The sequence below is a fragment of the Microcoleus sp. PH2017_28_MFU_U_A genome (assembly GCF_020738035.1).
Taxonomy (GTDB): domain Bacteria; phylum Cyanobacteriota; class Cyanobacteriia; order Cyanobacteriales; family Microcoleaceae; genus Microcoleus.
Genome location: NZ_JAEQCX010000022.1, coordinates 1 through 12,431 on the forward strand (window position 1 = coordinate 1; position 12,431 = coordinate 12,431).

Annotated in this window: 9 protein-coding genes and 1 pseudogene; 2 read left to right on the top strand and 8 right to left on the bottom strand. The window is 42.6% G+C overall.

Annotation, left to right across the window (positions count from 1 at the left end):
• On the top strand, positions 1-1,213 hold a 1,213-nt coding region (locus JGK14_RS00790; RefSeq protein ID WP_325314585.1), incomplete at its 5' end, for a WD40 repeat domain-containing protein.
• Between the two features lie 29 nt (positions 1,214-1,242).
• Here the strand turns inward: JGK14_RS00790 and JGK14_RS00795 are convergent.
• The 6 genes from JGK14_RS00795 to JGK14_RS00820 form a co-directional block, all read right to left on the bottom strand.
• A complete protein-coding gene (locus tag JGK14_RS00795) occupies positions 1,243-2,061 on the bottom strand; it encodes a 2-phosphosulfolactate phosphatase (protein WP_325314586.1) in 819 nt (272 codons plus the stop codon).
• Positions 2,062-2,093: 32 nt separating this feature from the next.
• Positions 2,094-3,086, bottom strand: coding sequence for a TauD/TfdA family dioxygenase (locus JGK14_RS00800; RefSeq protein WP_325314587.1), 993 nt, complete (start codon positions 3,084-3,086; stop codon positions 2,094-2,096).
• A gap of 136 nt (positions 3,087-3,222) precedes the next feature.
• Positions 3,223-4,293 (bottom strand): DMT family transporter, encoded by a 1,071-nt coding sequence (locus JGK14_RS00805; RefSeq protein ID WP_325314588.1) that lies wholly within the window; start codon positions 4,291-4,293, stop codon positions 3,223-3,225.
• Between the two features lie 174 nt (positions 4,294-4,467).
• On the bottom strand, positions 4,468-5,784 hold the full coding sequence (locus tag JGK14_RS00810) for a B12-binding domain-containing radical SAM protein (protein WP_325314589.1): 1,317 nt from the start codon (positions 5,782-5,784) through the stop codon (positions 4,468-4,470).
• Positions 5,781-7,133 carry a UDP-N-acetylglucosamine 1-carboxyvinyltransferase gene (locus JGK14_RS00815; RefSeq protein ID WP_325314590.1) on the bottom strand — a complete coding sequence of 451 codons (1,353 nt, stop codon included), beginning with the start codon at positions 7,131-7,133 and terminating at the stop codon, positions 5,781-5,783. Before JGK14_RS00815 ends, JGK14_RS00810 begins: the two co-directional genes overlap by 4 nt.
• Before the next feature lie 518 nt (positions 7,134-7,651).
• Positions 7,652-7,867 carry an AlbA family DNA-binding domain-containing protein gene (locus tag JGK14_RS00820; RefSeq protein WP_325314591.1) on the bottom strand — a complete coding sequence of 72 codons (216 nt, stop codon included), beginning with the start codon at positions 7,865-7,867 and terminating at the stop codon, positions 7,652-7,654.
• A gap of 403 nt (positions 7,868-8,270) precedes the next feature.
• Between JGK14_RS00820 and JGK14_RS00825 the strand changes: the two are divergent.
• Positions 8,271-9,952 (top strand): annotated as a pseudogene (locus JGK14_RS00825) (IS1634 family transposase).
• A 954-nt stretch (positions 9,953-10,906) separates the two neighbouring features.
• On the opposite strand, the gene JGK14_RS00830 reads toward JGK14_RS00825, so the two are convergent.
• Complete coding sequence (locus tag JGK14_RS00830; RefSeq protein ID WP_325314592.1) at positions 10,907-11,341, bottom strand: aminoacyl-histidine dipeptidase; 435 nt, start codon at positions 11,339-11,341, stop codon at positions 10,907-10,909.
• A gap of 297 nt (positions 11,342-11,638) precedes the next feature.
• On the bottom strand, positions 11,639-12,331 hold the full coding sequence (locus JGK14_RS00835; RefSeq protein ID WP_325314593.1) for a hypothetical protein: 693 nt from the start codon (positions 12,329-12,331) through the stop codon (positions 11,639-11,641).
• Between the last annotated feature and the right edge of the window lie 100 nt (positions 12,332-12,431).

Here is a 12,431-nt window from a genome sequence, read left to right on the forward strand (position 1 = left end):
CAGCCCCGATGGACAAACTCTTGCCAGTGGCAGTGACGATCGAACGGTGAAGTTTTGGAAGGTTAGCTCTGGAGAATGTTACAAAACGCTCTTGGGACATACCAACTGGTTGCGGTCTATCGCTTTCAGTCCCGATGGGCAAACCCTTGCTAGTAGTAGCGACCACACCGTAAAATTCTGGGATGCTAACACGGGAGAGTGTTGCAAAACACTTTTGGGACATACCAACTGGTTGCGGTCTGTCGCTTTCAGCCCTGATGGGCAAATTCTTGCCACTGGGGGTGAGGAATATACGATCAAACTGTGGCATATCCACACTGAAGAGTGTTGCAAAACCTTGCGAGGTCACGCGAATTGGGTTTGGTCTGTAAATTTCAGCCCCGATGGAAAAATGCTTGCTAGTGGTAGCGGGGATCATGTCATCAAGCTTTGGAATGTTCAGACTGGGGAGTGTCTTAAAACCCTAGTAGGGCATACCAACCGTATACGCTCAATTGTATTTAGCCCCAATGGGCAAACCCTCGCCAGTGGGGGGGAAGATCATACGGTGAGGCTCTGGGATGTCCAAACTGGCGAAGTTCAACAAATATTGAAAGAACATACTAATCGAGTTTGGTCAGTCGCCTTTAGCCCTGATGGGCAAACCCTAGCCAGTGGGGGGGAAGATCATACAGTGAGGCTCTGGGATGTCCACACTGGGGAAGTTCAACAGATATTGCAAGAACATACTAATCGAGTTTGGTCAGTCGCCTTTAGCCCTGATGGGCAAACTCTTGCCAGTGGCAGCGGCGACCATACCATAAAGCTCTGGAACTCTAGCACTGGCGGGTGCTTCAAAACATTGACAAAGCATACCGATCAGGTTCGCTTCGTTGCTTTCAGTAATGATGGGGACATACTTATTAGCAGCAGCGGAGATCAAAGCGTAAGGGCGTGGAGTATTAGCACTGAGGAATGCTATAAAACACTTAATATTCTTACGGATTCAGCACGTTCAGTTGCCTACAATTCTAGTGGTCAACTTCTTGCCAGCGTGAGCCAAGACGAAGCTTGGCAGATATGGAACATAGCAACTGGTGAGTGCATTAAAGTTCTAAAGTCTGTAAGACCCTACGAACAGATGAACATTACAGATGTTACAGGTTTGACAGAGGCTCAAAAATCGACACTAAAAGTTTTGGGAGCAGTCGAGTCGCAAACAGCAATAGCTTGAAAAAGCTGTTGCCTGTTGGGCTTTTCTATTTATTTAAACTCGCTATGGAAAGATTTACATAGGTTAAGGTGGTCATAAACAAAACCTTCGACTCCCATTATGGGAACACTGCTATACAAGTTTAGTTGTGAAGCATGTTGTACATCAGTAACAAAGCCTAATTCGCGAAGTTTTCTGCCAGTACCACAATCTAATAACATGGCTTCTAGTTGCTTATGGGTATGGAGGAAAGCACCTTCGCACACACAAGCTTCAGGAGACTTTTCATATTCTAAATACGATAGAATAGCCCCTGCACCTAAGTAGTCTTCAATCGCCATTCTTGTTTCCCCGTACTCAGATAGAGTTAATTCTCGTTCTCCACAGCAAACAATTGTCACGCATAGATTGGTTGTTTTTAGCATCTGGGAAATAGCACTGGCGATCGCTTTTGCATTTACCAACGACCCAATCAAAAGGCAAGGAGCAGTCTGAGCAAGGCCACTACAAGTTCCACCATTCGGAGAGGGAATTACGATCCTGGTGCCGGCGGTCATTCCTACATAAGTTAGAGGAGATAGAGAAAAGCGCCCTTTTTGAGGAACTTCGTTACGTCTGACTGCAACTTCAGCTCCAAGCCGTTGTGCAAGAATTACGGAATCTTCCGCTATGGAGCAGGGGTAGATCAGCCCCCCATGTGCCACAGCAGTTGTGACCGCCGTGGAAAAACTAAGTGTATCCACAATGACGATAATATCTTTTCTTGCCAGAGCCTGAGCCGTTCCCCATTGCCCAAAATCTAGCTTGCAACGGTATGGATCTTGAGAGAAAGTTTGAGAAGGGAGCGGTAATTCAGAGATATATTTCATGTTAATTTATTGCTGAAACGGTGATTAATTTATCAAGGGTTAAAAGACAACCAAATTCTCATTAAGTGGCGTTTTTTTTCATGATCTATATCATCCTCGAAAGCTGTTCTACCATGTAAAACGAAGTGATTATTAACGAGCAACATTTCACCCCGGTTTAGTTGAATGTTCCTAATAAGGTGATTTTGTTGTATAACACTTTCAAGCATTTCAAGAGACTCTGTGACACTAGAGTCGAGCGGTAAACCTTCTGCTTCATATCCCTTAAAAATACGAATTTTGGAATATCGAATTCTTAGATAGTCTTGGTATGAAAAAATTGGAGCGAGCAATGTTATTGGACTTTCCCCAGGTTGCAGTTCAGCTCTGCGGTCAAAGTAGTAAGGTTGATAGAGACGCTCCAGTAATTTGGGAAATTTTTCTAGGATAATGTTATGCAAAGCTTGAGCACTAATCAGTAAAGAGTCTCCACCACTCTTTGCGGGTCTAAGAACAAACATGGCAACTACATCAACAGATTGGTTTCGGAATAGAGGTGCTGAATCAGTGTGAAGGTCAAGAGGTGCTCTGGTTTGAGTACCGCGTACACCAGATTTAAATGCCAAGTCATCTTGGCTATAGCCCTTGTCAAATACTGAGTACAGCCGATCTTCTTGAAGGTTTTGCACCAACCTTATGCCCAGAAGATGGCTGAGACTCCAATACACCATACATATTTCATCATCGGTATATTTTTCGGCAGGTAATCCCTGCAAAACCACAAAACCGCAACCAGTTTTGAGTTCTTGCAGCACTTTGATAGCTGCCTCCTTAAAGGATGAAATAAAAAAAGATTTTTCCATGACGTTATGGAGCGTTTTAGCATTTCGACGAACTTCTTGCACTGCATTATCAATTTCATTCAAAATTACAGGATTTAGGCAGTAACTCCAATTATTTGACTCGACAAAACTATTACGAGACCAAGCACCTGAACCTGCAATCATTAACTGGTAAACGGGCGTAGTTTCAAGACTAATTTTCACAAACGATCCTCCTAAAAACCTAAATGTGTACATTTTTCAATACGATAGCTCAAAAAATAACTAAAATCTTTAGGTTAAAGTTACCTTAAATGCTAGAGCAGACCATTTTTTTTCAAACTCCTTTTTACTTTGATAGTCAAGTTGAATTATTTTTTATAGCTTGAACTTTATTTTTATGAAAGCTAATTGCAGCGACTGAAAGCGATACAATTAACATCCCAACTATTTGATGGCTTCCCAATGACTCTCCAAGAAAAAGCCAAGCAAGAGTAGAAGTAAAAATAGGTCCTGTAGATCCAATTATCGATGACAAAGAAGCACCAACAAGAAAAATACCGTAGTTATTGAGCAAATATCCAGCAACCGTAACCAACGCTAAAACTAAAACACTGCTCCACAACGAAAGCCACACACTAGGTTCAACACTAAACCTAGCGATTTTTAATAATTTGAAAAAAGGAACATAGTTAAAAACAACAATGCTAAAACCAGACAAAACAAGAGTTGTTGAAATGTTAATTAAGCTAAATGGAACAGGGTGAAAATTAAACTTTTGGGAGCAAATTTGAGTTAAAATAACGTTGAATGAAAAAGCTATTCCTGCTGCCATTGCTGTTCCTACACCAAGCAAAAAATTGGCAGATTTTAAACTCTCAGGAGCTGGAATTGATAGGAAACATCCTAAATATAGAACAAGCATTCCCAAACCTAAAACACAGGTGGGACGCTCACCAAACAGAAGCCAACTTAGCAGCACGATAACTGTGGGATAGATAAAAAACACGGTGATTGCAATACCTGCTGGTATATTGCCAATTGCAATATACATAAAGCATTGAGACACAAATAAAAATAGCCCACTACCGATAATCCGACTCAGCAAACCGCGCTGTTTTACCTGTATTAATTGCATTAAATCCAGCCAGAGAGGAGGGTAAAGCTGTGGTCCTACAAAAAAAGCTAATAGAGGAACCATCAGCAACATCCGCATCACAAGAACGAGAAGCGAGTTTCCTAGAGTGGGAGCAATCCATCCTCCAACCCGGAAGTGTCCGAAGAGATATTGCTCGCTCAAGATCACTCTGGCAACGACGTTTTGCAGTGACAACATGACAGAAGCCAGCAAAACCAGGATTACGCCTTTCCCTTGATTCGAGAATTGTCGCTGCAAGAGTGGGCAAAATTTTGAGTAGTCTACTTTAGACATAAACGGTAGCTCATAGAGAAACGCAGTTCAGAAATAAGGGTTAAGGTTTTGCCACCTCTTCAAGGCTTGAAGTGATTGATGCAATTGCGTGGGAACTAGCTTGATTCCCACGCTCGAATGACTTCAAATTCCAAAGGGCATAAAACGAGATAGAAAGTCGTCTTAAACCTCAATTCAGGTTGTGCCAGCAAGAACTAACTCGGAAAGCACAGTTTCTCGATCGCCAAATTCAAGGCGGTAAAAGTCACGGCGACTTAAGCCCTCAACCACCTCACTACTAACGATTTGCCGACACTGTGACAAGAATGTTTCTTCATCCATGTCAGCCCGAAGTTCATGATATGGAGTATATGCCGTAGGCCGCAGACGAGCACCAACTTCCCGCACAAGTTTAAAGGTATATGCAACACCTTCTTGGGTTTGACCGGGCATCCCCAACATGACAAAACAATTCAATTCAACCCCACGTTCGCGACACCAACGCGAAACCTCTCGCAGGTGATTTTCAGTTGTGCGCTTTGCTTTCGGCAAGAGTGCAATAGCCCCTGGATCTAAAGTTTCTAATCCAACACTAATTCGCAGACAACGCGAGCGCGCCATCGCATCAACCAGGGCTTCGTCTAGATGATGAAGTGTTGTACAAGTCTTCCAAGCGTATTTAGCAGGATGGGTTTCAACAGCTTTAGCAAAGTCTAAGACCCAATCGCGCCTGAGCGTAAAAGTGGGAGAGTAAGTTGAGATATAGTCAAACTCATAGAACTGTCGAGCTCTATCGGCATAAGCCAATATTGAAGCCACGCTCCGGCGACGCTCTTTCAATCCTTGTGCTGGCGGTACCAAGCAGTAAGAACAGCCCATCGGACAACCACGTGAGATTGTGATCGGTAATTCACGCCGCCCTGACAACCCACTGAACTCTAAAGTGGCATCCTGATAGAGACGGTTGTATTGATGCCAAGGAACCTCCTGCGGATCGGGAAACGCCCACTCTTCGGCTGGCAAGTAAACGCCTTGTCCCGTGTTAATGTAACCTTCCTCAGAAGTGGTGGTGCGTAGGAGCAATCCCGTGATAGCCTGTCGCTGACGTAAACCTGATAACCACTCAACGAATTGTGCAATTCCTGCTTCCCAATCGCCAGACGCTACGATTGCATCGAGTCCATAACGCTGAAAAAATCCAGGAATGCTACTACTAGCCCGACCAAATGTAATGATGCGGGTTCCGGGTGAAATTTCGCGACAGTAGGCGATGAGCGTTTTTATCCCCTGAATCGTATCAAACTCATTGTGAATGGCTAGAACATCAGGCTCTCGGATCAGTTCTCGCGCTACTGCTGCCCAAGTCCAATTGAGAACTCCAGCGTCAACAGTCCGCAGTTCTGAAACACAGGACAGTCTCCGTAGATAGTTACTGGTTTCCCAAAGGGTATTGTGGTGTCCAGCATTAAAATACGTAGGAATATTTGGCGGCCACATTACGAGAACTTTCATGCTAGACCTCCAAAAATAGGTTGAATGTTTGCACCCAGAGCATTGAGTTTTTGTGGTAAAGCCTCATAGCCGCGAGCCAAGTGGCTTGTGCCAGCGATCTGCGTTGTCCCCTGAGCAGCCAGCCCTGCCAAGACTAAGGCCGCTGCCGATCGCAGATCGGGCGCATTAACGTTGGCAGCAGATAATGTGGGAACTCCATTGCAATAGAGCGTCCTTTCACGTTGATTGTTCAGCCCACCCATGCGCCTCAACTCGGAGGCGTAGCCAAAGCGATCCTCCCAAATCACCTCTTCCAAACTGCTATGCCCCTCCGCTAGCGACATCAGCACGGCAAAGACAGGACCCATATCGGTGGGAAGTGTCTCAGTCGTCAATGTGGCGGGCTGAAGACGACCTTTAGATGTAACGACTACAGTGTCGGCATTCTCTTCTATGCTGACTCCCATAGAGCGAAAAGCAGCTACCTCAATATCCATGCCTGCAAGCGATGCCTGCTGAAAGTGAACTCGCCCACCTGTAATAGCCACAGCACCGATGTAGGTACTCAACACCTGGGGGTCACTCGGTACAGTGAAATGGGTTCCGTGGAGGGATGGAACACCTTGAATGCGAATATAGCGCGTTCCTTCACCCTCAATTTGTGCTCCCATCGATCGCAGAAAAGAACAGAGATCTATGATGGAGCGCCCCCAGTAAGCACCTTCAATCACCGTCTCGCCACTAGCCAAGACACCTGCTAATAATGCCGTTTTCGTAGCACTAGAGATAAATTTGTTATTTTTCAGTCCATAGCGCGATTTGAGTTGAATATGGCAACCTTTCAGTCCGCTGGCTGGGACAGATGCTTCGATCGTTTCTCCTAAAACAACTTTGGCACCTAGCATCCGCAAAACTTCAGCCATAGGCTCTACGGGACGCAGGCCTATTTTGCACCCGCCTTGATTCCTGGGTAGGCGTACCCAGCCATGACGCACTAGGAGTGTTGGCAGCAAGTAGAGGGTTCCGTGTACGGAGTTGAATGTCTCGACAGGCAGTGAATTCTCTGGATGGACTTGGCGACATGCAAGGTGTAATGTCTTTTCCGTATAATTCACATAAGCGCCCATTTGTGCTAAACACTTACAAAGCACCAGATGATCCAGCATATCCGGCGATTGCTCCAAAATGACAGGATCGTTAGTGAGCAACGACGCCGCAATCATGGTGACAGAAGACACTTTGTTACCCTCAATCGAAACCGTCCCATTCAGACACCGCTGCCCTTGAACAGTCAGGACATCTGGGATAGGAAAGAGTTCAGTATTGTAAGCTTTAGCGTTGAAACTTTTTGTGAGAAGTGTTTGTTGCATCAAAGTAGATCCTGGATACGTGAGTATCGAGTGAAGTTTTCTTGTCAACAATGGCTTAGTGGCCAGATTTGAGTATCAAACTTTTAACTTGGTAATTGCTTGAAACTACTCATTTCAACAGTTTTATTAAAATTAAAATTGTTGAAATGCACAACTTTTTAGCAATCGGATATTTTGAAGCTTTAGGTAATAGATACGGTTACCCAAGTGATTATTGATGCCATTTCTTGCCACAATTTAGATTCATCTTCTTGTGGAAGAGTAACCAACCATTGCATTGTTAAGCCCTTGGTTTCATCATTCAGTCAACAATTAAATGTTATATTGCTTACTCTTATGCCACAACAATAAAAAAACGTGAAAAGTCAGAAGTTTTTGTTTTTTCGCTTGATCGACGGCAAATTCATTGGTAGAGAAACATTTGCATAAATTTAGCAATTTCCGCAAACAAGAAAAAGTCATAAAAAGTCGGAATTTGATGGTAAGAGCCTAGTGCCTGTTTTCAAACTCGTTTGTGGTTATAGTTTGAAAACACGCCCTAGGGTGGACAGGTTTTGGTGTTGGGGGTGCAAACCTGTCACTTGACCGTCATCTTCAACGCCGAGGTAAATGGAGCCACCGTCTGTATTGGCAAGGCAGACGACGGTTTCAATCAGGTCTTTGTCTGGCAGGCGAGTGCGATCGCTTTTAAACTCGACGGTGAGGGATTCTTGTTCGGGAATCGTGCGATTCATTCAAATATATAGAATAGGGGCTACCTGACGGCATTTACAATCTTACGGCAAATTAACAGCTTGTTACTGTTTTCTAACCCACATTCCGCACCCCCAACTGGCACATAGGCGGATTGAGGGGGTAAAAGTGAATCATCCGAGACCATGATGAGTAGAAATACTCAACTATCTCGGTCACTCAGCATTACCCAGTAGTCCATTCTGGAAAATTGACGTGAGGGCGTGAGTTAAATCTGATATCAGTTAAAATTGCGAGCGGTAAAAAACCAAGTTTATTACGTATCCGTAACGCGCTCACCGGACGAAAAAGCGTTAATTGCGCTCGCCAATAGTAACAAATCATCACCAAAAATAGTGTAAACTGGCGATCGCGATGAACAATCAAATCAGGATTCAGCAGGCCATGCAGAAAGCATCCCAGATGAAAGTAGAAAACAAGGATCATCTGGGCTTGATAGCCGGTCTAATTGATGAAATAGGAATTGTCCAAAAAATCAATGAATTAATAGGCGAACAACCGGGCGAAATAGTCAGTCCCGGTTTAGTAGTCAAAGCCATGATTATCAATGGATTAGGGATGGTTTCCGCCCCATTATATTTATTTTCTAAATTTTTTGAAGGGAAAGCAGTAGAACATTTACTTGGAACGGGGATTCAAGCATCACATTTAAATGATGACCGTTTAGGGAGAGTATTAGATAAGTTATATTTGGCCGTAATTACAGAAATATTCACAACCATTTCCCTGTCAGCAGCTCAAAAATTCGAGATAAATACCGACACATCTCACTTAGACTCAAGTTCATTTCATCTACATGGCAAATACGAGCAAGAATTGCCATCAGTATCTTTTTATAAGACAGAAATGGATGGCAATCAATCAGATAATTCATCAATCAACTATCAAACATCCCCAATACCAATTCAGCTCACCTACGGCTACTCTCGCGACCATCGACCAGACTTAAAACAATTCATTTTAGACCTAATTTGTAGTGGAGATGGAGATGTGCCACTATTTTTACGAGTAGCTTCGGGAAATGAATCAGATAATTCCATATTTGCCTCAATTTGTCAAAACTTTAAAAAAAAATTAAATCTCAACAGTTTAATGGTAGCAGATAGTGCATTATATACCGCTCCAAATTTAGAAATGTTAACGAATTTAAGATGGTTAACTCGTGTAGCGCTGAGCCTCAAACAAGCGCAGCAACTGGTATCTCAATTAAATGAATCAGAATTTCATGAAAGTTCAGTGACGGGATATCGTTGGTCAGAACACAAAAGTAATTATGGTGGAATAGCACAAAGATGGTTGGTAGTAGAGAGCCGTTTACGTCGTGATGCTGACCAACGTAAATTATCAAAAAACCTCAAAAAAGCTGAAGTTGAGGGTCAGAAAAAGTTGCGAGAGTTATCAAATATTGAATTTGCTTGTTCAGCGGATGCCTCCGCAGCAGCAAGTCGTTTATCCAAACAACTAAAATATCATAATTTAACCCCAATTACCAGCAGAGAAGCGACAGCAAAACCAGCTACTGATTTGACTATTTCTCACGAAAAATCTAGCTCTAGATTGATATTTAAAGTTCAAGCACAACTAGAAATAGATGCTAGTGTAGTAGCTCGCATAATCAAAGCTAGTGGCAGATTTATATTAGCTACTAATGTGCTGGATGCAGAGCAATTAAGTCCTGATGAAATGATTGTAAAATATAAGGAACAGCAGTCGGCAGAGAGAGGGTTTGGATTCCTGAAAGACCCCCTATTTTTTACGGATAGCGTATTCCTCAAGTCGCCAGAAAGAATCGAGGCTTTAACTTTGATAATGGGTTTATGTTTGTTGGTTTATACTTTAGGTCAAAGGTTACTCCGGCAAAACTTGCAACTCACTAATAAAACCGTAAAAATCAATTGGGCAAGGTCACAAATCGACCTAGTTTGCGCTGGATATTCCAAACTTTTCAATCGATTCATGCCGTTTGTATTCAAGGGATTCAACAAGTTTCTAATTTGACATCCGAACGATTAGCCATCTTAAATTTGTTTCCAGTTACCTGTCTGTCTTATTATTTCTTGCTGTGAAATCAAGTTAATTACTGGATTAGTAAGGCTGATTTTAGTTGAATTAATTGTTGATTTATCAGTGATGTATAATTGTTACATCTCTGGAAATTTCTGCTGGCAATTAAGAGTTATTAATGGTCTGATTATTGACATTTTATGGGTCAAGAAGATTTAATTCATGCCTTTATGTCAATTTTTAGGAATTCCTAACTGAATAATGCTTAGTTGCATAGATATTTTGGGTATTTTACTCACGCTCGATCTCGGATAATTCACTTTTACCCCCTCAATCCGCGTATGTGCCAGTTGGGGGTGCGGAATGTGGGTTCTAAAGGCATGGGTTTGATGTTAGCCTCCTACTTTCCTGCACAAACTACATTAACTGACTCATTCCGGGCTTCGATATCGACTCACGCGAGCGATCGTACAGCTAAGAACAAAGTTTAAATTACCCCAATCAAACTTTCTCCTCCAGGCGGTCTTTGCCAGCGTGAGCGCAAGTCCTGCCTTCCAATTGTTCTCATAGCAGTCTTGCAAAAACCATAAATTGGCAAAAAGTGCTCAAATTCGACTCTTGTACGTACATTTGACATGGCTTGCTACGCAACTGGCGTACTTATTACGAGGATTTAGGAGGATTTAGGAGGATTTAGAAGGGTCTGAAATACAAAAAATCACGCTAAAAGTAATGATTTTTTACAAATTTGATAGGCCTTTATACTGACCGCGACGAAAAAAGTAGGAAATAGGAGGTGTAAGAAGGAAAAAATGTGTTGTTTTGTCCTCTTTTTTCCTCCTTTTTTTGGCCCTCTAAAATTCACATTCAGGTTCAATATAGTCCTAACAAAGTAAAATAGTTCTCAATCAAAGGGTGGGCGGGTGGCAATAAGCTTCCCCATTCCTAGAATGAATGAGGAGTAGGGAAGCCGCTCTTAACGAGCTATTTTTGACATTCTTAGTTGCTCAAGCAACTCAATCCAAATCATTAATGTCGTCGTCAGCAACATCCACTTCTTCATGCACACTTTGCGAGCTTGAAGCGACTCCGCTGCTCTGACGGGCGAGCCGTTGATTGCGAATGCCCCGATGCTTGGCGCGGCGATCGCGGATTGCATCCATATCGGTCAATCCGTATAGGATGCGACCAGCACGCATCAATTCCTTTAAAGGTGTCTCGCTGTAGTCAGCGCGAAATTGGGCATTATGTGTCTCCCAATCAAATTGGCCGCCGTTAAAGCGAGCAACGCTTGCCAGTTCTCGACCTGATTCTTCTCTCAAAACTTCTAGTACCATTAGGCGAAGTTTATCGTTGTAACTAATGCACTTGTCGAGGGCTTTTATCTGAGTTTTATGAGCTTTAGCGGTATGGGTTGCATTAGTCTTTTGAACTTTTTCAGTGACTCTCATTTCTCAATTTTCCTGAATTCAAGTTTGTTCATATACACAGCAGCAATCGCTGCTTCTTTAAGTTTAATTATTGGGCTTAACTTTCAAATAAAATATTAATAACTGTATTTAAAACTAATTAAATTGAAAGTAATTAATACTTTAAATATTTCCCTGAAAGATGAAATTTGATTAAAATACTCATAATATGAATAAAATAAAAAACTCTACTCTACCGTTTTTAGGTAGAGCAGAGTTTTACATATTCAACAAGAGCGACGGTGAAGGAAGCTGTAAAATTTGAGCGAGGGTGAAAGATTATTCTAAATCTTCGTCTTCGTCCTCATCTTCATCAGCATCATCTTCCTCCTCTTCTTCCTCGGTATCGAAATCATCTTCGCTGTCTTCGTCCAAGTCTTCTTCGGATTCATCTGTTTCCTCATCTTCATCAGCATCAAGTTCATCTTCTAAGTCATCCACATCATCGGATTCATCCTGCTTGTTATAGCTGTTGCGCTTAGCAAGCGATTCTTGATTGAATTTGACAAGACCTTTAATTGCTTCTTGCGGGTCAATCTCGAAAACGTCGTACAGTTTGGCCATTACAAGAGCAATGACTTCGATGTCGTGGCGCAGTGCATCAGGTTGACCGAATAAAGCTGGAAACACTTCATTATTCCAACGCTGCCAGTTCATCGTTTTGCCGCGTTTTTTCAACTGAGCAGCAATATCCAAACCAAGTTTTTCTTTGGTAGCGTGACCCACCTTAGTTTGGAGGCGTTTTTCGCGCAGTTGAATTTTGACTCCAAATTTTTTCAGGATGGTAGTTCGCACGCGGTCTAGAAGTGCGTCTGCTTGCTCTTCTACAGTGAGTGTCGAACGGCGACTGACCTGCGATTGGGTAGCTGTCGCTGGGCTCTTTGATTTAGCAGCACCATTGCTTTTGCCATTCAAAGTCACCGCTCCATTGGATGGGCGAGAGTTATGGTTTTTAGCTGTTGTTGTAGCCATAAAGTTTGATTTAATTAAACTACTTCACGGCTAACAGCGCCGTTAGGCGCTCTCAAATTTCATCAAATTTATAATTACTTTTTTTTATTGTCATTAATAA

Coding starts and splice junctions, on each gene's coding strand:
- JGK14_RS00795 (WP_325314586.1), bottom strand. CDS start 2,061: ATGAAATATATCTCTGAATTACCGCTCCCTTCTCAAACTTTCTCTCAA.
- JGK14_RS00805 (WP_325314588.1), bottom strand. CDS start 4,293: ATGTCTAAAGTAGACTACTCAAAATTTTGCCCACTCTTGCAGCGACAA.
- JGK14_RS00810 (WP_325314589.1), bottom strand. CDS start 5,784: ATGAAAGTTCTCGTAATGTGGCCGCCAAATATTCCTACGTATTTTAAT.
- JGK14_RS00815 (WP_325314590.1), bottom strand. CDS start 7,133: ATGCAACAAACACTTCTCACAAAAAGTTTCAACGCTAAAGCTTACAAT.
- JGK14_RS00820 (WP_325314591.1), bottom strand. CDS start 7,867: ATGAATCGCACGATTCCCGAACAAGAATCCCTCACCGTCGAGTTTAAA.
- JGK14_RS00830 (WP_325314592.1), bottom strand. CDS start 11,341: ATGAGAGTCACTGAAAAAGTTCAAAAGACTAATGCAACCCATACCGCT.
- JGK14_RS00835 (WP_325314593.1), bottom strand. CDS start 12,331: ATGGCTACAACAACAGCTAAAAACCATAACTCTCGCCCATCCAATGGA.